General features: G+C 60.8%; 25 protein-coding genes. 14 read left to right on the top strand and 11 right to left on the bottom strand.

Annotated features, from left to right (window positions below; all coding sequences use genetic code 11):
* Window positions 1-110 precede the first annotated feature (110 nt).
* Window positions 111-1,013 (bottom strand): LysR family transcriptional regulator, encoded by a 903-nt coding sequence (locus CRO59_RS23970; RefSeq protein WP_097089881.1) that lies wholly within the window; start codon window positions 1,011-1,013, stop codon window positions 111-113.
* 165 nt (window positions 1,014-1,178) lie between these two features.
* On the opposite strand from CRO59_RS23970, the gene CRO59_RS23965 reads away from it, so the two are divergent.
* From CRO59_RS23965 to CRO59_RS23915, 9 genes are all read left to right on the top strand, one after another.
* A complete protein-coding gene (locus tag CRO59_RS23965; protein WP_027613529.1) occupies window positions 1,179-2,669 on the top strand; it encodes an aldehyde dehydrogenase family protein in 1,491 nt (496 codons plus the stop codon).
* Window positions 2,670-2,818: 149 nt separating this feature from the next.
* Window positions 2,819-4,102 carry an FAD-binding oxidoreductase gene (locus CRO59_RS23955; protein ID WP_097089882.1) on the top strand — a complete coding sequence of 428 codons (1,284 nt, stop codon included), beginning with the start codon at window positions 2,819-2,821 and terminating at the stop codon, window positions 4,100-4,102.
* A 368-nt stretch (window positions 4,103-4,470) separates the two neighbouring features.
* The gene (locus CRO59_RS23950; protein WP_027613531.1) at window positions 4,471-5,604 is read left to right on the top strand and encodes an ABC transporter substrate-binding protein; all 1,134 of its coding nucleotides are present in this window, start codon (window positions 4,471-4,473) and stop codon (window positions 5,602-5,604) included.
* 242 nt (window positions 5,605-5,846) lie between these two features.
* Complete coding sequence (locus CRO59_RS23945) at window positions 5,847-6,761, top strand: branched-chain amino acid ABC transporter permease (RefSeq protein ID WP_027613532.1); 915 nt, start codon at window positions 5,847-5,849, stop codon at window positions 6,759-6,761.
* Between the two features lie 3 nt (window positions 6,762-6,764).
* Entirely contained in the window at window positions 6,765-8,066 is a 1,302-nt protein-coding gene (livM, locus tag CRO59_RS23940) for a high-affinity branched-chain amino acid ABC transporter permease LivM (protein WP_097089883.1), read from the top strand.
* Window positions 8,063-8,935, top strand: a complete 873-nt coding sequence (locus CRO59_RS23935) for an ABC transporter ATP-binding protein (protein WP_027613534.1) — start codon at window positions 8,063-8,065, stop codon at window positions 8,933-8,935. The genes livM and CRO59_RS23935 overlap by 4 nt, the downstream gene beginning before the upstream one ends.
* Entirely contained in the window at window positions 8,932-9,648 is a 717-nt protein-coding gene (locus CRO59_RS23930; RefSeq protein ID WP_047600666.1) for an ABC transporter ATP-binding protein, read from the top strand. Before CRO59_RS23935 ends, CRO59_RS23930 begins: the two co-directional genes overlap by 4 nt.
* 850 nt (window positions 9,649-10,498) lie before the next feature.
* A complete protein-coding gene (locus CRO59_RS23920) occupies window positions 10,499-11,263 on the top strand; it encodes an SDR family oxidoreductase (protein ID WP_027613536.1) in 765 nt (254 codons plus the stop codon).
* Between the two features lie 174 nt (window positions 11,264-11,437).
* Entirely contained in the window at window positions 11,438-12,343 is a 906-nt protein-coding gene (locus CRO59_RS23915) for a cation diffusion facilitator family transporter (protein WP_027613537.1), read from the top strand.
* Between the two features lie 130 nt (window positions 12,344-12,473).
* Here CRO59_RS23915 and CRO59_RS23910 read toward each other — a convergent pair whose 3' ends face one another.
* The 7 genes from CRO59_RS23910 to CRO59_RS23880 form a co-directional block, all read right to left on the bottom strand.
* Window positions 12,474-13,607, bottom strand: coding sequence for an AGE family epimerase/isomerase (locus CRO59_RS23910; RefSeq protein ID WP_097089884.1), 1,134 nt, complete (start codon window positions 13,605-13,607; stop codon window positions 12,474-12,476).
* A 183-nt stretch (window positions 13,608-13,790) separates the two neighbouring features.
* Window positions 13,791-14,363, bottom strand: a complete 573-nt coding sequence (locus tag CRO59_RS23905) for a HupE/UreJ family protein (protein WP_097089885.1) — start codon at window positions 14,361-14,363, stop codon at window positions 13,791-13,793.
* A 27-nt stretch (window positions 14,364-14,390) separates the two neighbouring features.
* Window positions 14,391-15,005 (bottom strand): urease accessory protein UreG, encoded by a 615-nt coding sequence (ureG, locus tag CRO59_RS23900; protein WP_007966946.1) that lies wholly within the window; start codon window positions 15,003-15,005, stop codon window positions 14,391-14,393.
* 23 nt (window positions 15,006-15,028) lie between these two features.
* On the bottom strand, window positions 15,029-15,703 hold the full coding sequence (locus CRO59_RS23895) for an urease accessory protein UreF (protein WP_027613540.1): 675 nt from the start codon (window positions 15,701-15,703) through the stop codon (window positions 15,029-15,031).
* The gene (gene ureE / locus CRO59_RS23890) at window positions 15,700-16,200 is read right to left on the bottom strand and encodes an urease accessory protein UreE (protein WP_003221180.1); all 501 of its coding nucleotides are present in this window, start codon (window positions 16,198-16,200) and stop codon (window positions 15,700-15,702) included. The genes CRO59_RS23895 and ureE overlap by 4 nt, the downstream gene beginning before the upstream one ends.
* A 297-nt stretch (window positions 16,201-16,497) precedes the next feature.
* On the bottom strand, window positions 16,498-17,130 hold the full coding sequence (locus CRO59_RS23885) for a TetR family transcriptional regulator (protein ID WP_027613541.1): 633 nt from the start codon (window positions 17,128-17,130) through the stop codon (window positions 16,498-16,500).
* A 173-nt stretch (window positions 17,131-17,303) separates the two neighbouring features.
* Window positions 17,304-17,768, bottom strand: coding sequence for a hypothetical protein (locus CRO59_RS23880; RefSeq protein WP_027613542.1), 465 nt, complete (start codon window positions 17,766-17,768; stop codon window positions 17,304-17,306).
* A gap of 386 nt (window positions 17,769-18,154) precedes the next feature.
* On the opposite strand from CRO59_RS23880, the gene CRO59_RS23875 reads away from it, so the two are divergent.
* On the top strand, window positions 18,155-20,230 hold the full coding sequence (locus CRO59_RS23875; RefSeq protein WP_097089886.1) for an AsmA family protein: 2,076 nt from the start codon (window positions 18,155-18,157) through the stop codon (window positions 20,228-20,230).
* 102 nt (window positions 20,231-20,332) lie between these two features.
* On the opposite strand, the gene CRO59_RS23870 is transcribed toward CRO59_RS23875, so the two are convergent.
* On the bottom strand, window positions 20,333-20,866 hold the full coding sequence (locus CRO59_RS23870) for a bacterioferritin (RefSeq protein WP_027613544.1): 534 nt from the start codon (window positions 20,864-20,866) through the stop codon (window positions 20,333-20,335).
* Window positions 20,867-20,956: 90 nt separating this feature from the next.
* Complete coding sequence (locus tag CRO59_RS23865; RefSeq protein WP_027613545.1) at window positions 20,957-21,874, bottom strand: LysR substrate-binding domain-containing protein; 918 nt, start codon at window positions 21,872-21,874, stop codon at window positions 20,957-20,959.
* A gap of 120 nt (window positions 21,875-21,994) precedes the next feature.
* On the opposite strand from CRO59_RS23865, the gene CRO59_RS23860 reads away from it, so the two are divergent.
* The 3 genes from CRO59_RS23860 (at window position 21,995) to CRO59_RS23850 (ending at window position 23,921) form a co-directional block, all read left to right on the top strand.
* The gene (locus CRO59_RS23860; RefSeq protein WP_027613546.1) at window positions 21,995-22,633 is read left to right on the top strand and encodes an FMN-dependent NADH-azoreductase; all 639 of its coding nucleotides are present in this window, start codon (window positions 21,995-21,997) and stop codon (window positions 22,631-22,633) included.
* Entirely contained in the window at window positions 22,634-22,939 is a 306-nt protein-coding gene (locus tag CRO59_RS23855) for a multidrug efflux SMR transporter (RefSeq protein WP_097089887.1), read from the top strand.
* A 91-nt stretch (window positions 22,940-23,030) separates the two neighbouring features.
* A complete protein-coding gene (locus CRO59_RS23850; RefSeq protein ID WP_097089888.1) occupies window positions 23,031-23,921 on the top strand; it encodes a triacylglycerol lipase in 891 nt (296 codons plus the stop codon).
* A gap of 120 nt (window positions 23,922-24,041) precedes the next feature.
* On the opposite strand, the gene CRO59_RS23845 is transcribed toward CRO59_RS23850, so the two are convergent.
* Window positions 24,042-24,929 carry a DMT family transporter gene (locus tag CRO59_RS23845; protein ID WP_097089889.1) on the bottom strand — a complete coding sequence of 296 codons (888 nt, stop codon included), beginning with the start codon at window positions 24,927-24,929 and terminating at the stop codon, window positions 24,042-24,044.
* Window positions 24,930-25,026: 97 nt separating this feature from the next.
* Here CRO59_RS23845 and CRO59_RS23840 point away from each other — a divergent pair, with 97 nt between their 5' ends.
* Complete coding sequence (locus CRO59_RS23840) at window positions 25,027-25,821, top strand: helix-turn-helix transcriptional regulator (RefSeq protein WP_097089890.1); 795 nt, start codon at window positions 25,027-25,029, stop codon at window positions 25,819-25,821.
* Window positions 25,822-25,826: the final 5 nt, after the last annotated feature.

Genomic DNA, 25,826 nt, shown 5'->3' with positions numbered 1-25,826 from the left:
GAACCCTTGTGGGAGCGAGCCTGCTCGCGAAGGCGTCATTTCAGTCGACATTGACATTGAATGTGCCGGCCTCTTCGCGAGCAGGCTCGCTCCCACAGTTTTCAATCGGGTCAGGCATTCGGGCTGTCGATCTGCTCCAGCATCCACTTCACAAAATCCCGCACCTTCGGCACTTCCGCCGCATGCTCCGGGTAGGCCAGGTAATAGGCGTCGGAACTGGGCATTGCATGCTGCCAGGGAATGACCAGTTTGCCGTCGGCCAATTCCTCTTCCACCAGAAACCGTGGCAGCAGCGCCACACCGCAGCCGACCTGGGCGGCGCGGATGCACATATAAAAGGTTTCGAAACGCGGCCCGTGGTAGCTGTGCTCGGTGTGGTAACCCTGACTGTCGAACCAGTCGTGCCAGGCCTGTGGGCGCGAGGCGTTTTGCAGCAGCACCAAATCGGTCAGTTGCGTCGGGTCGGTGAAGGGCCTGTCTGGCAGGCTGCCGGGGGCACAGACCGGTACCAGCTCTTCGCCGAACAGCTTCAGGCATTCGGTGCCGGGCCGTGAGCCTTGGCCGAAATAGAACGCCAGATCGCTGCGCCCCTGTAGCAAATCGTCGGCCTCCTGCTCGTTGCACAAGTCGAGATGGATCGACGGATGGCGCAGACGCCAGCCCTTCAGACGCGGTACCAGCCAGCGCGCGCCGAAGGTCGAGGGTGTAGAGACGCGCAGGACTTCGGTCTCGCCGCCGTAGGAACGCAGGTAATGCGTGGACATTTCCACCTGGGTGAGGATTTTTCGGACTTCCACCAGGTACAAATCCCCGGCCGGGGTCATCTGCAAGCGACGACGCACCCGACGGAACAACAAGTGCTGCAACAATTCCTCAAGCTGCGCCACTTGCTTGCTGACAGCGCTCTGGGTCAGGTTCAGCTCTTCGGCGGCCCGGGTGAAGCTCAGGTGCCGGGTCACGGCCTCGAAGCACTGCAATGCGGTGATCGACGGCAAGTGGCGTTTGTTCAGCATGGGTGATCCCTTTTTCTTGTCTTTCTGTGCGCAGCATGAATAAACGGAATGATATCTCGCGTAAAGGTCGTTTGTTGCCTTGCCCTCGGGAAGCTACAACTAAAGGCCTGCCCGGTCGTTTGCATTCGGCCGCACACATTCTGTTTTTCGCTTGAGGAGTGACCCATGGTTGCCGCATTGCTTGATCGTCTTGGTGTGAACCCGGCCCTGTATCAGAACGGCAAAGTGCCGGTGCATTCGCCCATCGACGGCAGCCGCATCGCCGCCGTGAACTGGGAAGGCCCGGCCGAAGTTGAGCAGCACATCAGTCGCGCAGATCATGCTTTCGAGCTGTGGCGCAAGGTGCCGGCCCCGCGTCGCGGCGAACTGGTGCGTCAGTTCGGCGAAGTGCTGCGTGAGTACAAGGCTGACCTCGGCGAACTGGTGTCGTGGGAGGCGGGCAAGATCACTCAGGAAGGCCTCGGTGAAGTGCAGGAGATGATCGACATCTGCGACTTCGCCGTCGGCCTGTCGCGTCAACTGTACGGTTTGACCATCGCCTCCGAGCGTCCGGGCCACCACATGCGTGAAACCTGGCATCCGCTGGGCGTGGTCGGCGTGATCAGCGCGTTCAACTTCCCCGTCGCGGTGTGGGCGTGGAACACCACGTTGGCACTGGTCTGCGGTAACCCGGTGGTGTGGAAGCCGTCGGAGAAAACCCCGCTGACCGCACTGGCCTGTCAGGCGCTGTTTGATCGCGTGGTGAAAAATTTCACTGATGCGCCGGCGAATCTGTGCCAGGTGATCATCGGTGGCCGTGACGCCGGCGAAGCGCTGGTGGATGACCCGCGTGTCGCGCTGATCAGCGCCACTGGCAGCACCCGTATGGGCCGCGAAGTGGCGCCGAAAGTCGCCGCACGTTTCGCCCGCAGCATTCTCGAACTGGGCGGCAACAATGCGATGATCCTCGGCCCAAGCGCCGATCTGGACATGGCCGTGCGCGCCATTCTGTTCAGTGCGGTCGGCACCGCCGGGCAGCGTTGCACCACCCTGCGGCGGCTGATTGCTCATGAATCGGTGAAGGAAGAAATCGTCACTCGCCTCAAAGCCGCGTACGCCAAAGTGCGCATCGGTCATCCGCTGGAAGGCAATCTGGTCGGCCCGCTGATCGACAAACACAGCTTCGAAAACATGCAGGACGCGCTGGAGCAGGCGCTGAGCGAGGGCGGCCGGGTGTTCGGCGGCAAGCGTCAGCTCGAAGAGCAGTTCCCCAACGCCTACTACGTGTCGCCGGCCATTGTCGAAATGCCAGAGCAGAGCGACGTGGTCTGCAGCGAAACCTTTGCGCCGATCCTCTACGTGGTCGGCTACAGCGACTTCCAGGAAGCACTGCGCTTGAACAATGCGGTGCCGCAAGGCCTGTCGTCGTGCATCTTCACCACCGACGTGCGCGAGGCCGAGCAATTCATGTCGGCGGTCGGCAGCGACTGTGGCATCGCCAACGTCAACATCGGCCCGAGCGGCGCGGAAATCGGCGGCGCGTTTGGTGGCGAGAAAGAAACCGGTGGCGGTCGTGAGTCGGGCTCCGACGCCTGGCGCGCGTACATGCGCCGGCAGACCAACACCGTGAACTACTCGCTGGAGTTGCCGCTGGCGCAGGGCATTACCTTCGACTGACAGGTGGAGATCCCTCCTTAGTGGGAGCGAGCCTGCTCGCGAATGTGGTGTGTCAGTCGGTATAGATGTTGGCTGATATACCGCTTTCGCGAGCAGGCTCGCTCCCACAGGGTACGCAGTGTTTGTTAGGTTTCTGTTGGAGTCTGGCAATGCCGTTACGCGAAGAATGTCTGTGGGAAACACTCACGCCGCAGCGCCCGGATAACACCGCGCTGCGCGGCGAGGTCAAAGTCGATGTGTGCGTGATCGGCGCCGGGTTTACAGGGTTGTCGGCGGCGCTGCATCTGTTGGAAAAAGGCAAAAGCGTCTGCGTGCTCGAAGCGCATCGTGCCGGGCACGGCGGCTCCGGACGCAACGTCGGGCTGGTCAACGCCGGGATGTGGATCCCGCCGGACGAGATCGAAGCCGGTTTCGGCGAAGCGGTCGGCAGCCAGCTCAACCGCATGCTCGGGGCGGCGCCGGCGCTGGTGTTCAGCCTTGTGGATAAATACAACATTGATTGTCAGTTGCGCCGCGAAGGCACCCTGCACATGGCGCACAACGCCAAGGGCGAGGCGGATCTGCGCAGTCGCGAGCAACAATGGAAGCGCCGCGGGGCGCCGGTCGAGTTGCTCACCGGCAAGGCCTGCGAGCAAGCCACCGGCACGCAGAAGATTGCCGCCGCACTGCTCGATCGCCGCGCCGGTACGCTCAACCCGATGGCCTATGTCACCGGCCTGGCCAACGCGGTGAAGGGCCTGGGCGGGCAGATGTTCGATCACTCGCCAGTGACCCGTCTCGAACGCGTGGGCCAGCTATGGTCGGTGCAGACCGAGCTAGGTTCGGTACTCGCCGAGCAAGTGGTGATCGCCTCCAACGCCTACACCGAGGGCGACTGGACCGAACTCAAGCGCAACTTCTTCCCCGGTTACTACTATCAGGTCGCTTCGGTGCCGCTGACCGAAGACGCCGCCCATGACATCCTCCCCGGCGGTCAGGGCTCATGGGACACGCGGCAAGTGTTGAGCAGCATCCGTCGCGACAAGGACGGCCGCTTGTTACTCGGCAGTCTGGGCAACGGCAATCAGAAGCCGACGTGGTTCCTCAAGGCCTGGGCCGACCGGGTGCAGCAACACTACTTCCCCAACCTGAAACCGGTGGAATGGGAATGCACCTGGACCGGGCGCATCGCCTTCACCCCCGATCACCTGATGCGCCTGTTCGAACCGGCGCCGGGACTGGTGGCCGTCACCGGTTACAACGGTCGTGGCGTGACCACCGGCACCGTGGTCGGCAAAGCCTTCGCCGACTACCTGTGTGACGGAAATCCTCAAGCCCTGCCGATCCCCTTCGCACCGATGCAGCCCCTGGCCGGCGTCGGCCTGCGCAGTTGCCTGTACGAGGCCGGCTTCTCGCTGTATCACGCGGGCCAGTGCCTGCGCATCGTCATTTGAGTGTTGAAATATGTTGCCGGAAGCGGCGCTTTTCGGCGTAGCGACTAGCCTCTAATGGTGCGGGTTGTAGCAGTCCCGCACCAGCAGTGTGCAGTTCGGTGACGCGAGCTGTTACAGGCTGGTTGCACGTCGTTTGGTGCCGCGGTTGCAATGATGGCGCAAGCGGGTTGCGCCTCAGATTTAAAAAGGTTTCACCTTCCGCGGTTTAGACGGTTGCACGCCCAATGAAAATGGGAACGAAACAGTCGAAATAACAAGAAAGCAGCGACTTTTTGAAGAATAAAAAACCGATGGCACGGCGCTTGCTCAGAGCATTCAGTGAAGTGAAGTCGCAGTGCCAACTAAAAAAAACCTTGGAGCACCACCTCATGTCCCAGACGTTTTACAAGAAAGGCTTTCTGGCCCTCGCAGTAGCTACTGCGCTGGGTGTTTCTGCGTTTGCTCAAGCTGATGTGAAAATCGGTGTAGCGGGTCCGATGACTGGCGCCAACGCGGCATTTGGCGAGCAGTACATGAAGGGTGCACAGGCAGCGGCGGACGCAGTCAACGCGGCAGGCGGCGTCAACGGCGAGAAAATCGTACTGGTCAAGGGCGATGACGCCTGCGAACCGAAACAGGCAGTGACAGTCGCCAAGGACCTGGTCAACCAGAAAGTCGCCGGCGTGGTCGGGCACTTCTGCTCCTCTTCCACCATTCCAGCCTCGGAAATCTACGACGAAGCCGGCGTTATCGCGATCACTCCGGGTTCCACCAACCCGCAGGTGACCGAGCGCGGCCTGAGCGCCATGTTCCGTATGTGCGGGCGTGACGACCAGCAAGGCATCGTCGCGGGCGATTACATCGTCGACGTGCTCAAGGGCAAGAAAGTCGCCGTGCTGCACGACAAGGACACCTACGGTCAGGGCCTGGCCGATGCGACCAAGGCTCAACTGGAAAAACGTGGCGTGAAGCCGGTGCTGTATGAAGGCCTGACCCGCGGCGAGAAAGACTTCAGCGCCGTGGTCACCAAGATTCGTGCAGCCGGTGCCGACGTGGTCTACTTCGGCGGCCTGCACCCGGAAGCCGGCCCGCTGGTCAAGCAACTGCGTACCGAAGGCCTGAAAGACGTCAAGTTCATGTCTGACGACGGCATCGTCACCGACGAACTGGTGACCACCGCCGGTGGCCCGCAATACGTCGACGGCGTGCTGATGACCTTCGGCGCTGACCCACGCCTGCTGCCAGACAGCAAGACGGTAGTGGACGCGTTCCGCAAGGCCGGCACCGAACCTGAAGGCTACACCCTGTACGCCTACGCGTCGGTTCAGACCCTGGCGGCCGCCTTCAACGGCGCCAAGTCCAACAGTGGCGAAAAAGCCGCCGAGTGGCTCAAGGCCAACCCGGTGAAAACCGTCATGGGCGAGAAAGCCTGGGACAAGAAGGGCGACCTGAAAGTCTCTGACTACGTGGTTTACCAGTGGGACAAGGACGGCAAATACCATCAGCTGGAAAAACAGAAGTAAGGGCTGACGTGATCGGTTGATCCCCACTCATCCAATGTGGGAGCGAGCCTGCTCGCGAAGACGGAATGACTGCCAACACATGTGTTGAATGATCGACCGCTTTCGCGAGCAGGCTCGCTCCCACAGGGACGGTGTCGGTCGGATGGGCTGATCGTATCTGCATTGCTCCGACGTAAATCTGTATTTTTCCTAGAAGAGCCGCCCGCTCCGGTGGGCAGGTTCTCATTGCGTGAGATTGCGTTATGGATGGTATTTTCCTGCAGCAACTGGTCAACGGCCTGACCCTCGGGTCGGTCTATGGCCTGATCGCCATCGGCTACACAATGGTCTACGGCATCATCGGCATGATCAACTTCGCCCACGGCGAGGTTTACATGATTTCCGCGTACCTCGCGGCAATCAGTCTGGCTCTGCTGGCTTACTTCGGTATCGAATCCTTCCCGCTGTTGATGCTTGGCACGCTGGTTTTCACTATCGTCGTCACCGGCGTCTATGGCTGGGTAATCGAGCGCGTCGCTTACAAACCTCTGCGCAACTCCACCCGACTGGCACCGCTGATCAGCGCCATCGGTATCTCGCTGATCCTGCAAAACTATGCCCAGATCAGCCAGGGCGCCCGTCAACAGGGTGTTCCGACGCTGCTCACCGGTGCCTGGCGCATCGACGTCGGCAGCGGTTTCGTCCAACTGACCTACACCAAGATCTTCATTCTGGTCGCCGCATTTGTCGGCATGGGCCTGCTGACCTACGTGATCAAGTACACCAAGCTCGGCCGCATGTGCCGCGCCACCCAGCAAGACCGCAAGATGGCTTCGATCCTCGGGATCAACACCGACCGGGTGATTTCCTACGTGTTCATCATCGGTGCAGCAATGGCGGCGCTGGCCGGCGTGCTGATCACCATGAACTACGGCACGTTCGACTTCTACGCAGGCTTCGTCATCGGCATCAAGGCGTTCACCGCCGCCGTGCTTGGCGGGATCGGCTCACTGCCCGGCGCGATGCTCGGCGGGATCATTCTCGGGATCTCCGAGTCGCTGTTCTCGGGCCTGGTCAACTCCGACTACAAAGACGTGTTCAGCTTCTCGCTGCTCGTACTTGTTCTGGTCTTCCGGCCTCAGGGCCTGTTGGGCCGTCCTCTTGTGTCGAAGGTGTAAGCGATGTCTTCAACCACTCAAAAAAATATCGATATCAAAAAAAGCCTGGTTGAGGCGATTCTGGCCGGCCTGATTGCCCTGATCGTGTTCGGCCCAATTGTCGGCGTCGTGCTCGAAGGCTACAGCTTCAACCTCGAACCAACCCGCGTTGCGTGGCTTATCGGCATTGTCATGATCGGCCGCTTTGCCTTGAGTCTGTTTCTGCAGACGCCCAAGGGCCTGAAGATTCTCGATGGATTCGAGAGCACCGGCTCCGGTGTGCATGTGCTGCCTGCCGATCACAAATCACGCCTGCGCTGGATCATTCCGCTGCTGATCGTGCTCGCGGTCATCATGCCGTTTGTCTCCAACTCGTACCTGCTGGGCGTGGTCATCCTCGGGCTGATCTACGTGCTGCTGGGTCTGGGGCTGAACATTGTGGTCGGGCTGGCCGGTCTGCTCGATCTCGGTTACGTGGCGTTCTACGCCATCGGTGCCTACGGTCTGGCGCTCGGTTATCAATATCTCGGGCTGGGCTTCTGGACCGTATTGCCACTGGCGGCAATCACTGCCGGTTTGGCCGGCTGCATCCTCGGTTTTCCGGTGCTGCGTCTGCACGGTGACTATCTGGCGATCGTGACTCTGGGCTTCGGTGAAATCATTCGCCTGATCCTCAACAACTGGCTATCGCTGACCGGCGGTCCAAACGGGATGCCGGCGCCACTGCCGACGTTCTTCGGTCTGGAATTCGGCAAACGGGCCAAGGATGGCGGGGTGCCGTTCCACGAGTTCTTCGGCATCGCCTACAACCCCGATGTGAAGTATTACTTCATCTACACGGTGTTGTTCCTGGTGGTACTGGCCGTGCTTTACATCAAGCATCGTCTGGTGAAAATGCCGGTGGGTCGCGCTTGGGAAGCCCTGCGCGAAGATGAAATCGCCTGCCGCTCGATGGGCCTCAACCACGTACTGGTCAAGCTTTCGGCGTTCACCATCGGTGCATCGACCGCGGGCCTGGCCGGGGTGTTTTTCGCCACCTACCAGGGCTTCGTCAACCCGACCTCGTTCACCTTCTTCGAATCGGCGCTGATCCTCGCCATCGTCGTGCTCGGCGGCATGGGCTCGACCATCGGCGTGGTGATTGCGGCATTCGTGTTGACGGTTGCTCCAGAACTGCTGCGCGGCTTCGCTGAATACCGCGTGCTGCTGTTCGGCATCCTGATGGTGTTGATGATGATCTGGCGACCACGCGGGCTGATTCGCATCAGCCGTACCGGGGTCACTCCACGCAGAGGTGCCATTCACTATGAGAGGACTGCGCCATGAGTGAAGTCGTACTCTCTGTGGAAAAACTGATGATGCACTTCGGTGGCATCAAGGCCCTGAGCGATGTCAGCCTCAAGGTCAAACGCAACTCGATCTTCGCCCTGATCGGGCCGAACGGCGCCGGCAAGACCACGGTGTTCAACTGCCTGACCGGGTTCTACAAGGCCTCCGGCGGCAAGATCGAACTCAACGTGCGCGGCAAGCAGACCAACGTCATCCAGCTGCTGGGCGAGTCTTTCAAACCGACCGACTTCGTCTCGCCGAAAAGCTTCCTCAGTCGCCTGTACTACAAGATGTTCGGCGGCACGCACCTGGTCAACCGCGCCGGCCTGGCCCGGACCTTCCAGAACATTCGCCTGTTCAAGGAAATGTCGGTGCTGGAAAACCTGCTGGTGGCCCAGCACATGTGGGTCAACCGCAACATGCTCGCCGGCATCCTCAACACCAAGGGCTACCGCAAGGCCGAAAGCGATGCGCTGGACTGCGCGTTCTACTGGCTCGAAGTGGTCGATCTGGTGGACTGCGCCAACCGTCTGGCCGGTGAACTGTCCTACGGCCAGCAACGCCGTCTGGAAATCGCCCGGGCCATGTGCACGCGGCCGCAGATCATCTGCCTCGACGAACCGGCCGCCGGCCTCAACCCTCAGGAAACCGAAGCGCTGAGCGCGATGATCCGGCTGCTGCGCGACGAGCACGATCTGACCGTGGTGCTGATTGAACACGACATGGGCATGGTCATGAGTATTTCCGACCACATCGTGGTGCTGGATCACGGCGTGGTAATCGCCGAGGGCGGTCCCGAGGCGATCCGCAACGATCCGAAAGTGATTGCCGCCTACCTGGGCGCCGACGAAGAGGAGCTGGTATGAGCAAACCGATCCTCGAACTGAAAGACCTGGACGTGTTCTACGGCCCGATCCAGGCCCTCAAGGGCGTGTCGCTGCAGATCAACGAAGGCGAGACCGTCAGCCTGATCGGCTCCAACGGCGCGGGTAAATCGACGCTGCTGATGTCGATCTTCGGCCAGCCGCGCGCGGCGGGTGGGCAGATCCTCTATCAAGGCGTCGACATCACCCACAAGTCCTCGCACTACATCGCCTCCAACGGCATCGCACAGTCGCCGGAAGGGCGGCGGGTGTTCCCCGACATGACCGTCGAGGAGAACCTGCTGATGGGCACCATCCCGATCGGCGACAAATATGCCAAGGAGGATATGCAGCGCATGTTCGAGCTGTTCCCGCGGCTCGAAGAGCGCCGTACCCAGCGGGCGATGACCATGTCCGGTGGTGAGCAGCAGATGCTCGCCATTGCCCGTGCGCTGATGAGCCGGCCGAAATTGCTGCTGCTCGATGAGCCAAGCCTGGGGTTGGCGCCGATCGTGGTGAAACAGATCTTCGCCACCCTGCGGGAACTGGCGAAAACCGGCATGACCATTTTCCTCGTCGAGCAGAACGCCAACCATGCGCTGAAGCTGTCGGATCGGGCGTATGTGATGGTCAACGGCGAGATTCGTCTGACCGGTACCGGCAAGGAGTTGTTGGTGAATGAGGAGGTGCGTAACGCTTATCTGGGCGGGCACTGATTCTACTTGCGTTGTCCACAAAGCCCCGCGACGAAAGTCCCGGGGCTTTTTACATCCCAAGTCCAGCACAAATCCCTTGTGGGAGCGGGCTTGCTCGCGAAGAGGGTGTGTCAGATAACGCCGTGTTTTATGACACATCCTCTTCGCGAGCAAGCCCGCTCCCACAGTTGATCTGCGTCAGATTTCCGAATTGTGGAAAACAAATTCCCATAGCTGCCAAAGCGCGACATATAGACGCTGCAAATGGCTGTTTTTCCACAGTTTTGACTTGTCCCCGTTTGCTGTGGAGCTGGCTGTGAATAACGTGGGAGTAGCTGGCTGCAGCCCTTGTGAAACGTGGCTTGCGGGCTGGTGATTGATTTTTGATCAGGCATTTTTGCTGGAGCTGAAGACGCTGTTGTCAACCTTTTTCTAGGCTGCGTTGTGGCTACAATCCGATGTGAGCAAGCCTGTGGATAAGTCTGTGACTAAACTCTGGAAAGACTCCGCTGAGGGCCGTAATTACTGGCCTCGCGCAATCACTGCACTGACCGTCCGGTCGTGCAAAATGCCATCTCCGGCACATCAGCCGCTTCAGGGTCAAGCAAAAAACTTTCTGTTTCCTGCGCAAAGCCTTGTATGGCGCGGCTTTGCGCGTTTCCACTTGCCCCCGGAAACTGTGGAAGGGACTGTGGATAACGTGCGTGCACATGGCTACAGGCCAAGCCACATACGGTGTAGCGACGATTGATCAAATTTTGATCGGAAGATGTCCCGGTGCGGGTGTTGCTCGTAAATGCCGGGCCGGGCATGCTGGCTGCTGATTTTCTATTCCAATGGCTGCGCTGGCGGCCGACGCAAGGAGAACACGATGTCCAACACCCTGTTTATTACCGGCGCAACCTCCGGTTTTGGTGAAGCTTGTGCCCGTCGTTTCGCCGAGGCTGGCTGGAAACTGGTGTTGACCGGCCGTCGTGCAGAACGTCTCGACGCGCTGTGCGCCGAGTTGTCGAAGCAGACCGAAGTGCATGGCCTGGTGCTCGACGTGCGTGACCGCAAGGCGATGGAAGAGGCAATTGCCAATCTGCCGCCGTCGTTCGCCAAATTGCGTGGCCTGATCAACAACGCCGGGCTGGCACTGGGCGTTGACCCCGCACCGAAATGCGACCTCGACGACTGGGACACCATGGTCGATACCAACGTCAAGGGCCTGATGTACAGCACTCGTCTGCTGCTGCCGCGGTTGATCGCTCACGGCCGTGGCGCCGGTATCGTCAACCTCGGCTCCATCGCCGGCAACTACCCGTACCCGGGCAGCCATGTGTATGGCGCGACCAAGGCGTTCGTTAAACAATTCTCGCTGAACCTGCGTTGCGACCTGCAGGGCACTGGCGTGCGTGTCAGCAACATCGAGCCGGGTCTGTGCGAAAGCGAGTTCTCGCTGGTGCGCTTTGCCGGTGACCAGGAACGCTACAACGCCACTTACGCCGGTGCCGAGCCGATCCAGCCGCAGGACATCGCCGAGACCATCTTCTGGGTGCTCAACGCCCCGGCGCACATCAACATCAACAGCCTGGAACTGATGCCGGTGAGCCAGACCTGGGCGGGGTTTGCGATCGAGCGTAACAAAGCCTGATACCGCGTCACCGTTGTTCGCGAGCAGGCTCGCTCCCACATTGGAATGCATTTCAAAGTGGGAGCGAGCCTGCTCGCGAATAGGTCAAATCGGCCAAAACAGGACGGTAAGGTAAACTCTCCCCCTAATAACCCCACCGCACCCCGCGGTTCAAAGGTTTTTAGAGGAGGCTACGTGAGTAACCGAGGTGAGCAGTCACTGCTCAAACAATCGACCATCCTGATGTTCGCGGTGTCGATTGCCGGGATCGTCACCGGTTTTGTTTCAGGTTCGCAATCCATCCTTTTCGATGGTTTTTTCTCGCTGATCGCAACGTTCATCAAAGTGCTGATGCTGATCACCGCCCGGCTGATCGCCAAAGAGAGCAATCACCGCTTCCAGTTCGGTTTCTGGCATCTGGAGCCGATGGTGCTGCTGATCGAAGGCAGCTTCCTGCTGTTGATCGCTATCTATGCGTTTCTCAACGGTGTGTTCGGCATCATCAACGGCGGCCGCGAGATCGAGCTGGGACTGGTGATCATTTATGCGGCGGTGTTCACCGTCGTCGAATTCGCCTATTTCTTCTACGTGCGTCGGCGCAATCGCAAGCTCAAGTCCAGCCTGATCCAGTTCGACAACATCAGCTGGCTGGTGGACGCGATGCTTTCGGTCGGCCTGTTGATCAGTTTTCTCGCCGCGTTGCTGCTCAAGGCCCAGGGCTTTGACGAGTGGGCGAAATTTGTCGACCCGCTGATCCTGATCGTGCTGGCGCTGACCATGTTGCCACCGGCGTTCAAGATCCTCGGCCCGGCACTGCGTGATGTACTGGGTATTGCCCCGGACACCCTGGATGATCAGGTGCGTCAGGTCATGGAAGCGGCGAAGGTCGAGCATGGTTTCGATGATTACGTGACCTACGTGCAGAAGCACGGGCGGGCGCGGTTTATCGAGATTCATGTGGTGTTGCCGGCGGATTACCGGCTGCAAAGCGTGGGGCAACTGGATGCGTTACGTGAGGAAATTTCGGCGCAGCTCGGCGAGCCGGATGCGGCACGCTGGTTGACGATCAGCTTTACCGGTGACAAGAAGTGGATTGCCTGATCCAGAGCTGCTGAATCTCCTGTGGCGAGCGAGCTTGCTCGCGCTGGGCTGCGAAGCGGCCCCAGATTTTTGTGAGTGCTGCGCACTCAAGCGGGAGCAAGCTCCCTCGCCACAGGACATGTTCAGTCAATCAGTTCAGGTATTCAGCCAGCCCGCTGTAACAAGTCGCCAGGTGATAAGGCGTCGTCGAAGGCATGTCCTTGCGGCTGACCTCTCCCAGCTCATCCCGGCACTCATGCCACCCGTCCGCATGCAGAAACCGCTGCTGCAGCGCCTGCAACTGGCGCAGTACGGTGGCTTCGCTGTCCGGGCGCAAAGTCAGGGCGCGCAGGTATTCCGCCTGCGCCCAGATGCGCTGAGTCGAATCTTTCGGGCGACCGTCCAGCTCCAGATCGAGCATTGCCCGCACGGCGCCGGACGGCTGTTCAACACCGAATTGCTCGGTGAAAGCGAAGGCTCGCTCCAGCGCCGCGTGCAGTTTCGAACCGCGCAGCAGGGCTGAAGATTCAAGCAGGAAATACCATTCGAACTGATGCCCTGGCTCGTACCAGTTATCCACAGCCCCCAACGGCTTCTCCATCAACACACCGTGCTGCGGATCGACGAACTGCTTGTGCATGGCGGTGCATAACTCGACCAGCGCTTGCTGCGTCGCCGCGTCTTCACGCACTGCCAAGGTGGCGAGGAACGCTTCGGCCAGGTGCATCAGCGGGTTTTGCAGTGGCCCGGTTTGCAGGGTGATCCAGTCGCGGTCCAGGCACGCTTCGTACAAGCCATCGCCGGTGGCGAAGCGTCGGCCGATGACTTCCAGTGCGGCGTTGAGCGTGGATTCCACCAGCGGCTCCCGGGACTTGGCCCAGTAATGGGCGCAGGCGAACAGGATGAAGGCGTGGGTGTAGAGGTCTTTGCGCTGATCCAGCGGCTTGCCTTGCGCGTCGATGCTGTAGAACCAGCCACCGTGCTCGGCATCATGGAAATGCCGTTGCAGCGAGCGGAACAGCGCGGCGGCGCGTACCTCGGCGTTATCCACAACCCCGATCAGGCTGGAAAACAGGTACAGCTGCCGTGCGCAGGCCATCGCCCGATAGCGTTGCGGTGGCAAGGGCTGATGCGCGGCGTCGAGTGCCTCGTAGGGCAGCGCCATGTCGGCGTTCCAGCCCGGGCCTTGCCAGAGCGGCACGATCACGTTCAGAAAGTGCTGTTGCACATCGCTGAACAGGGCGGTCAATTCGGGCAGGGAGGTGGAGCGGCAAGCATGGGGCATTGGCGGACGTCGTCACGGCTGGGGCGATTGCGCGACATGGTAGCAGAGCCGCGTCCTTTAGAGACGCGGTGTCTGTCAGACCGCTTTCGCGAGCAAGCCCGCTCCCACACTGGATTTGCAGCGTACACAAAACCTGTGGGAGCGAGCCTGCTCGCGAAGAGGCCAGTGGCAGGCGCTAGAGAATCAACCGGCCAGCAACCACGCGCCAGTCACAGCCGAAGCGGCACCCGCCACGCGCACCAGAGGCGCAGCAGCCTGAGGCAGAAAACGAACCACCGCATAACCCGCCGCATGCAGCGCCGCCGTCGCCGCGACAAAACCGGCGGCATAAGCCCAAGGGCTGCTCATGTCCGGCAGCTCCAGGCCATGCGCCACGCCATGGAACAACGCAAACAACGCCGTTGCCGCCACCGCCATCACCAGCGGTGGGCGCACCGCCAGTGCCACTGCCAGACCCAGCGCCAGCACCGAAGCGGCGATCCCGCTTTCCAGCGCCGGCAACTCCAGCCCTTCAAAACCGAGCATGCCGCCGATCAGCATGGTGCCGACAAACGTGCACGGTAGCGCCCAGCGCGCCGCGCCTTGTTGCTGCGCGGCCCACAGGCCGACCGCGACCATCGCCAGCAAATGGTCGAGGCCACCGATCGGGTGGCTGATGCCGGCGACCAGACCGCTGTCGCCGTGGCCCGGGTGGGCGAAGGCCAGGGCTGGGGTCAGCAGCAGCGCCACGGCGCCGAGAATGCGTTTGAGTGTCATGGATAAGCTTCCTTGTTGGTCAATAAGTCAGGCGGCGTTCAGCAGGCCTTGGCGCTCGATGAAGGCGATGATCTCTTCAAGGCCCTGGCCGGTTTTCTGGTTGCTGAAGACGAATGGCTTGCCGTTGCGCATGCGCTGGGTGTCGCTATCCATCATTTCCAGCGAAGCACCGACCAGCGGCGCCAGGTCGATCTTGTTGATCACCAGCAGATCGGACTTGCAGATCCCCGGGCCGCCCTTGCGCGGCAGCTTGTCGCCGGCGGAGACGTCGATCACGTAGATGGTCAGGTCTGACAGCTCCGGGCTGAAGGTTGCCGACAGGTTGTCGCCACCGGATTCCACCAGAATCAGGTCCAGCCCCGGAAAGCGCCGGTTCAGTTGATCGACGGCTTCGAGGTTGATCGAAGCGTCTTCGCGGATCGCCGTGTGCGGGCAGCCACCGGTTTCCACGCCGATGATCCGCTCCGGCGCCAGTGCTTCGTTGCGCACCAGAAAGTCGGCGTCTTCGCGGGTGTAGATGTCGTTGGTGACGACGGCCAGGTTGTAGCGATCGCGCAATGCCAGGCACAGGGCCAGGGTCAATGCGGTCTTGCCGGAACCGACCGGGCCGCCGATACCGACGCGCAGGGGTTGTGTGTTCATGTGCTTCTCCAAGATGACAGGCCCTAAGAGCGAAACAGACGGCTGTACTGGCGCTCATGCGCCATGCACGCCAGGGACAGGCCGAATGCGGCGCTGCCGATGTGTTCGGGATTGATGCGGGTGGCGTCCTGCTGCGCCTGTTGCAGCAGCGGCAACAGTTCGCTGGTCAGGCGCTGGGCGGCTTGCTGGCCCAACGGCAGGGTTTTCATCAGTACCGCGAGCTGGTTTTCCAGCCAGCTCCACAGCCACGCGGCGAGCGCATCCTGCGGACTGATTTGCCAGGCGCGGGCAGCCAGTGCCCAGCCAAGAGCGAGGTGCGGTTCGGCGCATTGCTCAAGAAAGCTGCGGGCTGGCGCGTCGAGTTCCGGCAAACCGTTGAGCAATTGCTGCAGCGAGTAACCCATCTGCCGGCTCTCCAGATGCAACTCACGGGTCTCGCGACTGGCACGGTGGGTTTCGCAGAGATGCAGCAACTCGGGCCAGTTTTCCTCGGCCGCGGCCTGACAATGAGCCAGCAGCAGCGGCGCCTCGAAACGGGCGAGGTTGAGCAACAGTTGATCGCTGATCCAGCGCCGGGCGCTGTCCGGGTTGTTCACGCGGCCGTTATCCACCGCCATTTCCAGGCCTTGCGAATAGCTGTAGCCGCCAATCGGCAGTTGCGGACTGGCCAGGCGCAGCAGCGCCCAGGCCGGGTTCACAGACGTACGCCGAACTGATGGAGTTTGGGCGCGTAGTTGAAATCTTCGTCGCCATGCCGCGAATGGTGATGGCCGCCGCCGTAGGCACCGTGTTCCGGTTGGAACGGCGCTTCAATCGCCTCGACCTGGGCGCCTAGCTGTTCGAGCATGGCCTTGAGCACGTAATCGTCGAGCAGACGCAGCCAGCCATCGCCGACTTGCAAGGCGACGTGGCGGTTGCCCAGATGATAGGCGGCGCGGGTCAGTTCGAAGGCATTGGCGCAGGTGACGTGCAGCAGTTGCTCGGGGCGGGCGCAGACGCGAACGATGCGGCCGTCCTCGGCCTGCAGGCATTCGCCGTCATATAACGGTGCCTGACCGCGCTCCAGAAACAACCCGACGTCTTCGCCATCGGCACTGAAACAGCGCAGACGGCTCTTGCTCCGCGCTTCGAAGGTCAGGTGCAACTCGGCGGACCAGACAGGTTGAGGGTCGATTCTGCGATGAATCACCAGCATCGGAAAGCTTCCAGCAGTGGACTTGTAGGAGGGCTAGAGCAAGGGGCTTGCCAACCGGGCGAGATGTAGGAAATCCCTGTCGGAGCGTAGAGGATGTTTCAAGATGTTGCGGGATTTTGGAAGGTTTTGGTGCGTGAAGATTTTTACATGCACCAATTTGTGGCTGTCACACAGAGCAATGTAGGAGTGAGCCTGCTCGCGATAGCGGTCTTCCAGTCAATTCTCGGCTGACTGAACGGACGCTATCGCGAGCAGGCTCACTCCTACAGGGGATTTGTGGGGTTTTGGGAAAGGGAATTACTCGGTACTGCCCAACCCTTGCCAGTGCTTGAGGCCGATAAAGATGAAGCGCAGTTGCTGGGTGATCTTCGCCTGCGGCGTCAGATGCTCCGGCAGGGCCTCGGCGGGCGGGTCAATGATGTCCGGCAGAGTGGCGAACACCGATTTGACGATCAGGTCAGCGATCACGCTCAGGCCGGCTGCATCCAGATGTTGCAGCTTGGGCATCAGCGTCAGATCGGCCGCAAGGTCGGCGCTGATGTTTTCGCGCAGACGGCCAATCGCCTGACGCACCGGCTGCGAGCCGCCGTATTGCTCACGAGCGAGAAACAGGAACTGCGAACGGTTGGCGCTGACCACGTCGAGGAAGATCCGCACCGACGCATCGATGATGCCGCCCATGACGAATTCGTTGTGGCGCACCAGGCGGATGGTTTCGCGGAAGGTCTGGCCGACTTCACTGACCAGCACCAGACCCAACTCGTCCATGTCGGCAAAATGCCGATAGAAACCGGTGGGCACAATGCCGGCGGTCTTGGTCACTTCGCGCAGGCTCAGGCTGCCGAAACCTCGGCCGCTTTCCATCAAATGGCGGGCAGCGTCCATCAGGGCGTTGCGGGTCTGTTGTTTCTGTTCGGCGCGGGGCAGCATCGCAAAGGCGTTTTCTTGAGCGGGACAAGCGCCGCACTCTAGCAAATCGGCTTTGCTGGCGTCGAACGGCAGGGGGAAAAGTCAGCAGGAAAAAAGGTTTCGCAGATTGTCGGTACTGAAAAAGTCAAAAGCCCAATCCGGTGATTGGGCTTTTTTTCCAGGCCGCCATGGGCTTAGCTCAAAGCGCTGTTGCGTTCGATCACACGGTCACCACCGCCTTCGGCAACGGCTTGGCCCAGTGGGGTTTTATCGAAACCGTCTTCAGCCAGGGTCTGGCCTTGTGGAGTACGGTCGCTGCCATCGGAAGCCAGGGTCTGACCTTGTGGAGTTTTATCATAGCCGTCTTCAACCAGACCTTTCTGTTCCAGGCGATCACGGCCGCCTTCTGCTACAGCTTGACCTTGTGGGGTCTTGTCGTAGCCATCTTCAACCAGACCTTTTTCTTCCAGACGATTACGACCGTTTTCAGCCAGGGTCTGACCTTGTGGGGTACGGTCGCTGCCGTCAGCCGCCACAGTCTGGCTGAACACCGAGTGGCTGGATTTCACTTGTGGGGTAGCCTGATCGGCAGCGGGCAGGGCGAAAGCAGTGCTGGCTAGCATCGACAGGGTAAGGCTGAGCAGTAATTGGCGTTTCATGATGGGGTTGCTCCTTGGGAGGGCGATAAAGTGGGTACGAAGCCAATGCTACTCTCGATAAGTCGATATAAAAGTTCATAAACGCAATGGTAATAATCAACAGAATTGATTGTTCTGCGGAAGCGCTCTAGCTCGGGCATTTGCGGGCGGTGGTTTTGCACCGCAGTGGGTATTTTCGACTCACTCGCGCCTCGCAAATGTGCGGGCAGCGGTAACGCTGTTCGACCAATCGGTCAGCATTCGGGCGATTTTTTGCCGCGGAATCTATATTCCGATTAAACCTGCGCACTGTTTGCCAGTCGTAGAATTCATGAGGGCCGCTTTGGCCCGCCGTTTCAGCTGTGCGTCGCGAAATCGGCGTGCGGTCGTCATCAGGAGTTTTGTGCATGACGCGCACCGGAAAAATCTTCAGTTGGACCTTCGCCACTCTCGTACTGCTGCTGGCGGTACTGGTTCTGATCATCGTGTTCTTCGACTGGAACCGGATCAAACCGCCGCTCAACGCCAAAGTCTCGGAAGAATTGCATCGTCCGTTCGCCATCAATGGCAACCTCGCGGTGATCTGGCAGCGTGAGCCGGACGAAGGCGGCTGGCGGGCCTGGGTGCCGTGGCCGCACGTGGTGGCTGAGGACCTGACGCTGGGCAACCCGGATTGGTCGAAGCAGCCGCAGATGGTCACGCTCAAACGCGTGGAACTGCGCATCTCGCCGCTGGCACTGCTGGCGCAACGGGTGACGATCCCGCGAATCGACCTGACCGAACCCAACGCGCAACTGCAACGCCTGGCCGATGGCCGCGCCAACTGGACCTTCAAGTTCGACCCGAAAGACCCGAATGCCGAACCGTCGAACTGGGTGGTGGACATCGGAGCCATTGGCTTCGACAAGGGCCACGTCACTCTGGATGACCAGACACTCAAGACTAATCTCGACGTGTTGATCGATCCGCTGGGCAAACCGATTCCGTTCAGCGATATCGTCGGCGCCAAAGCCGCGAAGACCGCGCAGGACAAGGGCGCCGCGCCGCAGGACTATGCGTTCGCGCTGAAGGTCAAAGGCCAATACCACGGCCAGAACCTCACCGGTCAGGGCAAGATCGGCGGGCTGCTGGCGTTGCAGGACGCGAACAAACCGTTCCCGCTGCAGGCTCAGGCGAAGATCGGCGCCACTAGCATCGAACTCGCTGGCACCTTGACCGACCCGCTGAACCTTGGCGCTCTTGATCTGCGTCTGAAACTGGCCGGCGCCAGCCTCGGCAACCTCTATCCACTGACCGGCGTGACCCTGCCGGACACGCCGCCGTACTCCACCGACGGCCATCTGATTGCCAAGCTGCATGATGCCGCCGGTGCGAAATTCACTTATGAACAGTTCAACGGCAAGATCGGCGGCAGTGACATTCACGGCGATCTGACCTACGTCGCCAGCCAGCCACGGCCCAAGCTCAGCGGCGCGTTGCTGTCCAATCAATTGCTGTTCGCCGACCTCGCGCCGCTGATCGGCGCCGACTCCAATGACAAGCAAAAGGCCCGCGGCGGCGAGAGCAAGCAGCCGACCGACAAAGTGCTGCCGGTGGAAGAATTCAAGACCGACCGCTGGCGCGCGATGGATGCCGACGTCGAGTTCACCGGCAAGCGCATCGTCCACAGTGAAAAGCTGCCGTTCACCGACCTCTATACCCACCTGAAACTCAACGACGGCGAACTCAGCCTCGAACCGCTGCGCTTCGGCGTGGCCGGCGGCAATCTGGACGCGCAGATCCGCCTCAATGGTCGCACCGAACCGCTTGAAGGCCGGGCCAAACTGACTGCGCGCGGCTTCAAGCTCAAGCAGTTGTTCCCGACCTTCGAACCGATGAAAACCAGCTTCGGTGAGCTCAACGGTGATGCTGATATCAGCGGTCGCGGCAACTCGGTGGCCAAGCTGCTCGGCGGCGCCAATGGCCAGTTGAAGATGCTGATCAACGACGGCGCGATCAGTCGTGAACTGATGGAGCTGGCCGGTCTCAACGTCGGTAACTACGTGGTCGGCAAGATTTTTGGCGACAAGGAAGTGAAGATCAACTGCGCGGCGGCGGACTTCGACATCAAGACTGGCCTGGCGACCACACGGCTGTTTGTGTTCGATACCGAGAACGCGATCATCTACATCGACGGCACCGCGAACATGGCCACCGAGCAATTGGACCTGACGGTGACACCGGAGTCCAAGGGCTGGCGTCTGATTTCGCTGCGTTCACCGTTGTACGTGCGCGGCAAGTTCATCAAGCCGGACGCCGGGGTCAAGGCTGTGCCATTGATGCTGCGCGGCGCGGGGATGGTGGCGCTGGGTGTGATTGCTGCACCGGCGGCGGGGTTGTTGGCGCTGGTGGCGCCGAGCGGTGGGGAGCCGAACCAGTGTGCGCCTCTGCTTGAACAGATGAAGGCGGGCAAGGCGCCAGTGACCGTCAAGCCAACAAAATGATCGGTGACTGACAGGGCCCTTTCGCGAGCAGGCTCGCTCCTACATTTGAAATAGATTCCAGTGTGGGAGCGAGCCTGCTCGCGAAGGCGTTTTTTGAAAGGCTTACAAGTCTTTCAGAATGTCGGCCATGTCATCCGCATGCTCTTCTTCCTGCGCGAGGATGTCTTCGAAGATGCGCCGGGTGGTCGGGTCTTTTTCGCCGATGTACTGGATGATCTCGCGGTAGCTGTCGATGGCGATCCGTTCGGCCACCAGGTCTTCGTAGACCATTTCCTTCAAGGTGTTCCCGGCCACGTATTGGGCATGGGACATTTTCGACAGCAGGTCCGGATTGAACTCCGGCTCGCCGCCCAGTTGCACGATGCGCTCGGCCAGACGGTCGGCGTGTTGTGCTTCCTGGGTTGCGTGTTCGAGGAATTCTTCAGCGGCCACGTGGGCTTTGACGCCGTTGGCCATGAAGTAATGACGCTTGTAACGCAGCACGCAGACCAGCTCGGTGGCCAGCGACTCGTTGAGCAAGCGCAGCACCTCGTCACGGTCGGCGCTGTAGCTCTCGGTTACCGCGCCGTTCTCGACGTGTTGTCGCGCACGTTCGCGCAGGGTTTTGACATCTGACAAGTGCAGGTCGTCGCTCATGTTGATCTCCAGGAGGCTAATCCAATGGCGCCACGCTCTACAGGCGTGATCGGTTACCCAAGTTGTGAGTCCTGAGCGACGTAAAAAGTTTTATGAGATTTCCGGCGACCTTGGTACCAGCCCGGACAACTGCGCTTCTTCGCGCAACCAGGCAAAAAATGCCCGCACCGGCGGATGCCGCTCCCGTCCCGGCACACACAGCGCGCTGTATCCGGCACCATCGACTTGCACCTGCCCCTTGTACGGCACCAGCAACCCACTGGCGACGCTCTGCGAGACCAGAATATTGCTCGCCAGCACCAGACCTTGTCCGGCAATCGCTGCTTGCAGGGCGTAATGCTCTTCGTCGTACTCGCGAATCGCCGGATGCTGGTTCAACCAGTTTTCGCCTGAGCCAGCGCACCACGCTTCCCAACCGTGGGCATACAGCTTCGAGTTGTGCCAGCGCACGCTGATCAGCGCCGGCGTGCGCCGGGCGGCCAGCGCCACCTGTTCCGGCGAGCCGTACACGCCGAAGGTCTCATCGAACAGGCACAAGCCGTAAAGGTTGGGGTAGTCGTCGAGGCTATAGCGCAGCACCAGATCGACGCTGGCGTCCTGATGCAGGTCGATGACTTCGCAGTGGGTATCGAGGCGCACGTTGATGTTCGGGTGTTGCGCATAAAACCTTCCGAGGCGCGGCACCAGCCACAGCGCGGCAAACGCGGCGGTGGTCGACAGTGTCAGGTTGCTGCCGCTGCGTTGCGGACGCAGGGTGTCGACGCTTTGCGCGACTTCCAGCAGCGCGCCGTGCAGGCTGCGAAACAGTCGCTCGCCCCCTTCGGTCAGGCGCACCTGACGCGGCAAACGCTCGAACAGCGCCACGCCGAGCCAGTCTTCCAGCGCTCGGATCTGATGGGAAATCGCCGTCGGTGTGACTGACAGCTCTTCAGCAGCGGCCTTGAAGCTCAACAGCCGCGAAGCGGATTCGAAGGCGCGCAGGGCGGTCAGCGGCAACGAGGCGAACATTCAATACTCCATGGATGAAACAGATTCATCCCGAATGACTTTTGCTCATTTGAGACAGCGGCGGGTCGGCGCCAATCTGGCGCCACTTAGCCACTCAAGTCTAATCCCAAGGAGTTTCAGATGAGCAAGATTCTTGCGATCCATGCTAGCCCGCGCGGTGATCGTTCGCACTCACGGCGTTTGGCAGAAAGTTTTCTCAGCGCCTGGCAGGTGCGCCATCCACAGGCTCAGGTCACCCGCCGGGAAGTCGGACGGGCGCTGATCCCTCCAGTCAACGAAGCCTTTGTCGCCGCCGCGTTTCACCCTGAACCCGAAGCGCGTCCGTTGTCGATGCAGGCCGATCTGGCGCTCAGCGATCAACTGGTCGGCGAGTTGTTCGAGCATGACTTGCTGCTGATTTCCACGCCGATGTACAACTTCAGCGTGCCCAGCGGCCTCAAGGCCTGGGTCGATCAAATCGTACGGTTGGGCCTGACGTTCGACCACACCCTGGACAACGGCGTGGCCCAGTACACGCCGCTGCTGCAAGGCAAGAAAGCGCTGATTGTCACCAGCCGTGGCGGTTTCGGCTTCGGCCCTGGCGGCGAACTGGAAGCGTTGAACCATGCCGATCCGTGGTTGCGCACCGCGCTGGGCTTTATCGGCATCAACGACGTCAGCGTGGTCGCGGCCGAGGGCGAGGAATCGGCCGAGCGCACCTTCGCGGTATCAGTGGCCGAGGCCGAGCAGCGTTTGCTCGACCTCGCCCGGACGTTCTAAGTGGCCTGGCTGTGCCTGCTGATCGCCGCCGGCTTCGAGGTGACTTTTGCCATGGGCATGAAGTACGCCGAAGGCTTCACCCGCTTGTGGCCGTCGCTGATCACGGTGGTGGCGGCGATTGGCGGGATTTACTTCCTGACGTTGGCGCTGCGCGAGTTGCCGGTGAGCATCGCCTATCCGATCTGGACGGCGATCGGCTCGCTGGGCACGGTGTTTCTCGGTTTTGCCCTGCTCGGCGAGAGCCTGACCCTGGTCAAACTGCTGTCGGTGGGGCTGATTGTGGCGGGGGTGGTGGGCCTGAAGTAGGCTGATGGTGCAGTTGTCATCATCAGGGAGGAGGCTTGGCGGGCGTTTTGCACGTCTGGCATCCACTTAGCGACCACAAGGATGTTTGCCCATGTCACAAGGTTCGGCGACACGTTATCCACTGGTACTGGTGCCGGGCATGCTCGGGTTTATCCGGCTGCTGCTGTATCCGTACTGGTACGGGATCATCAAGGCGTTGCGCCGTGGCGGGGCGACGGTGATTGCGGTGCAGGTATCGCCGCTCAATTCCACCGAGGTGCGTGGCGAGCAGTTGCTGGTGCGCATCGACGAAATTCTGCGCGAGACCGGCGCCGCCAGGGTCAATCTGTTCGGCCACAGCCAGGGCTCGTTGACCGCGCGTTATGCCGCCGCCAAACGACCGGATCTGGTCGCGTCGGTAACGTCCGTGGCCGGACCCAATCACGGTTCTGAACTGGCCGACTATCTGCAGAAACACTACCCGGCGAACAGCGCCAAGGGCCGCTTGCTTGAGGTGCTGTTGCGTTTTGTCGGCTGGCTGATGGCGTTGCTGGAAACCGGTTACCACGGGCCGAAACTGCCGGTGGACATCCACGCTTCGCATCAATCGCTGACCAGCGAGGGCGTGGCGCTGTTCAATCAGCGTTATCCACAGGGCCTGCCCGAGACCTGGGGCGGTCACGGGCCGGAAGAGGTCAATGGCGTGCGTTATTACTCGTGGTCGGGGACGTTGCAACCGGGCAAAACGGATCGCGGTGGCAACCTGTTCGACGGCACCAACCGCAGCTGCCGCTTGTTCGCGAAAACCTTCGTGCGCGAGCCGGGGCAGTGTGACGGGATGGTCGGGCGTTACAGCTCGCACCTCGGCACGGTGATTGGCGACGACTATCCGCTGGATCACTTCGACATCGTCAATCAGTCGCTGGGGCTGGTGGGCAAAGGGGCGGATCCGGTGCGGTTGTTTGTCGAGCATGCGGCGCGGCTAAAGGCTGCCGGATTGTGACTCGCTTTTGTGGCGAGGGGATTCATCCCCGATGGGCTGCGCAGCAGCCCTTGTTTTGAGATAAATAGCGGGGTCGCTTCGCGCCCCATCCGGGATAAATCCCCTCACCACAGGGCCAGATCAGGCAACGCTGAGTTTTCGGCCCAGCACGGTGGTCCAGCGTTCGGAAAGAATCACCCCACCCAACGTCAACACCCCACCCACCAGGTGATACATCGCCAGCTCTTCCTTCAACACCACCGCCGCAATCAGCGCGGTAATCAGCGGCAGCAGGTTAAAGAACAACGTCGTGCGGCTCGGTCCCAGGCGCTGTACCGCCTGCATCCATGCCAGCGGCGCGAGCATCGAGGCCAGCAGGCACGCATACAGCACCAGCGGAATGTTCTGCGCGGTGAAGCCGGTTTTCGGCGAGGCGGCGTACAGCGGAAACAGCACCACAATCGCCACCAGCACCTGCAGGTACAGCAACACCAGCGGCGGCAGGCGCAGCTGCCATTTTTTCAGCAGGGTGCTGTAGATCGCGTAGGCCAGGGTGGCGATCAGCATCATCGCGTCACCCAGGTTCACTCCATGTTGCAGCAGCGCGCCGAGGCTGCCGGACGACACCACCACCAGCACGCCGGCGAACGACAGCACCGCGCCGAACAATGCCCCAGCGGTCAGGCGCTGGCCGAGGCTGATGATTGCCATAGCCAGCGACATCAGCGGCATCAGCGACAGGATGATGCCCATGTTGGTCGCCGTGGTCAGCGTCGCGGCGAAGTAGGCGAGGCTTTGATAGACCGCCATCCCGAGCACGCCGAGGATAAAGATCTTGCCCAGGTTCGGGCGGATCTGCGGCCAGTGCGCGATCACCACTTTGAACATGAACGGGGTGAACAACAGGCCGGCCAGCAGCCAGCGATAGAAACCGATCTCGGCGGGGAAGATCGCCCCGACCGCCAGTTTGTTGATCACGGTATTGCCGGCCCAGATGAAAATCGCCAGCAGGGGAAACGCGTATTGCATGGGGTTAAAACCAGTACGTTGATGAACGCTGATTATCCCTTGTCTGGATGTAGGCCTATACTGCGAAACGGACAACCTGCCTCTGCAACCGGACAGCATGAACAGTAAACATATCGATCTGCTGGATTTCAGCGAACTGCCGTCGGCGGTGTACTTCCGCTACGCCGATTTCAACACCCATGAATATGCGGCGCCGCACCGCCATCCGTGGGGCACGCTGGAGTACGCGGCCCACGGCGTGCTGCACATGGATGTCGACGGCAGCCGCTTCATGTCGCCACCGCACTACGCGGTGTGGGTGCCGCCGCAGGTCGAGCACAGTTTCTACAGCCACCAACCGGTCAACTACCGCGCGGTGTGCCTCGATCCGAAGGTTTGCGCCGATCTGCCGCCGCGCGCCTGCACGCTGGCAATCAGCGACATTCTCAAGGCGATTCTCAAGGACTTCGCCGCCCGCGACGTGAAGATCCCCGAACTCGACGCTGACCAGCGTCTGGCCCAGGTGTTGGTCGATCAACTGCAACAGGCGCCGGTACATGAATGTTATCTGCCGTACGCGAGCAATCCTGGGTTGCTGGCGATCCTCGACGCCTTGCAGGCTGATCCGGGCAATAACCAGCCACTGGCGCACTGGGCGGCGCAGGTGTACGTAAGTGAGCGCACGCTGGCCCGGCAGTTCGTGCGTGAACTGGGGATGAGTTTCGGCGAATGGCGTCAGCGCCTGCGTTATCTCGCGGCCATCGAGGCGCTGGAAAGTACCCGCAGCGTGCAGGAGATCGCCTTCGATCTCGGCTACAGTAGCGGCTCGGCCTTCATCGCCATGTTTGCCCGGCAGGCCGGATGTACGCCGGAACAGTATCGGCGTAGCCACCTGGAAGGCAGGAAGGTGTAACAAGA

The sequence above is a fragment of the Pseudomonas sp. LAMO17WK12:I5 genome (assembly GCF_900215165.1).
GTDB lineage: Bacteria > Pseudomonadota > Gammaproteobacteria > Pseudomonadales > Pseudomonadaceae > Aquipseudomonas > Aquipseudomonas putida_A.
The sequence above is the reverse complement of the archived record's forward strand: the minus strand, read 5'-3'. Positions and strand labels throughout refer to the sequence as shown.

Excerpts from the sequence above, each read along its gene's own strand:
- CRO59_RS23970 (WP_097089881.1), bottom strand. The coding sequence starts at position 1,013 with ATGCTGAACAAACGCCACTTGCCGTCGATCACCGCATTGCAGTGCTTC.
- CRO59_RS23965 (WP_027613529.1), top strand. The coding sequence starts at position 1,179 with ATGGTTGCCGCATTGCTTGATCGTCTTGGTGTGAACCCGGCCCTGTAT.
- CRO59_RS23955 (WP_097089882.1), top strand. The coding sequence starts at position 2,819 with ATGCCGTTACGCGAAGAATGTCTGTGGGAAACACTCACGCCGCAGCGC.
- CRO59_RS23950 (WP_027613531.1), top strand. The coding sequence starts at position 4,471 with ATGTCCCAGACGTTTTACAAGAAAGGCTTTCTGGCCCTCGCAGTAGCT.
- CRO59_RS23945 (WP_027613532.1), top strand. The coding sequence starts at position 5,847 with ATGGATGGTATTTTCCTGCAGCAACTGGTCAACGGCCTGACCCTCGGG.
- livM (WP_097089883.1), top strand. The coding sequence starts at position 6,765 with ATGTCTTCAACCACTCAAAAAAATATCGATATCAAAAAAAGCCTGGTT.
- CRO59_RS23935 (WP_027613534.1), top strand. The coding sequence starts at position 8,063 with ATGAGTGAAGTCGTACTCTCTGTGGAAAAACTGATGATGCACTTCGGT.
- CRO59_RS23930 (WP_047600666.1), top strand. The coding sequence starts at position 8,932 with ATGAGCAAACCGATCCTCGAACTGAAAGACCTGGACGTGTTCTACGGC.
- CRO59_RS23920 (WP_027613536.1), top strand. The coding sequence starts at position 10,499 with ATGTCCAACACCCTGTTTATTACCGGCGCAACCTCCGGTTTTGGTGAA.
- CRO59_RS23910 (WP_097089884.1), bottom strand. The coding sequence starts at position 13,607 with ATGCCCCATGCTTGCCGCTCCACCTCCCTGCCCGAATTGACCGCCCTG.
- CRO59_RS23905 (WP_097089885.1), bottom strand. The coding sequence starts at position 14,363 with ATGACACTCAAACGCATTCTCGGCGCCGTGGCGCTGCTGCTGACCCCA.
- ureG (WP_007966946.1), bottom strand. The coding sequence starts at position 15,005 with ATGAACACACAACCCCTGCGCGTCGGTATCGGCGGCCCGGTCGGTTCC.
- ureE (WP_003221180.1), bottom strand. The coding sequence starts at position 16,200 with ATGCTGGTGATTCATCGCAGAATCGACCCTCAACCTGTCTGGTCCGCC.
- CRO59_RS23885 (WP_027613541.1), bottom strand. The coding sequence starts at position 17,130 with ATGCTGCCCCGCGCCGAACAGAAACAACAGACCCGCAACGCCCTGATG.
- CRO59_RS23880 (WP_027613542.1), bottom strand. The coding sequence starts at position 17,768 with ATGAAACGCCAATTACTGCTCAGCCTTACCCTGTCGATGCTAGCCAGC.
- CRO59_RS23875 (WP_097089886.1), top strand. The coding sequence starts at position 18,155 with ATGACGCGCACCGGAAAAATCTTCAGTTGGACCTTCGCCACTCTCGTA.
- CRO59_RS23870 (WP_027613544.1), bottom strand. The coding sequence starts at position 20,866 with ATGAGCGACGACCTGCACTTGTCAGATGTCAAAACCCTGCGCGAACGT.
- CRO59_RS23865 (WP_027613545.1), bottom strand. The coding sequence starts at position 21,874 with ATGTTCGCCTCGTTGCCGCTGACCGCCCTGCGCGCCTTCGAATCCGCT.
- CRO59_RS23860 (WP_027613546.1), top strand. The coding sequence starts at position 21,995 with ATGAGCAAGATTCTTGCGATCCATGCTAGCCCGCGCGGTGATCGTTCG.
- CRO59_RS23850 (WP_097089888.1), top strand. The coding sequence starts at position 23,031 with ATGTCACAAGGTTCGGCGACACGTTATCCACTGGTACTGGTGCCGGGC.
- CRO59_RS23845 (WP_097089889.1), bottom strand. The coding sequence starts at position 24,929 with ATGCAATACGCGTTTCCCCTGCTGGCGATTTTCATCTGGGCCGGCAAT.
- CRO59_RS23840 (WP_097089890.1), top strand. The coding sequence starts at position 25,027 with ATGAACAGTAAACATATCGATCTGCTGGATTTCAGCGAACTGCCGTCG.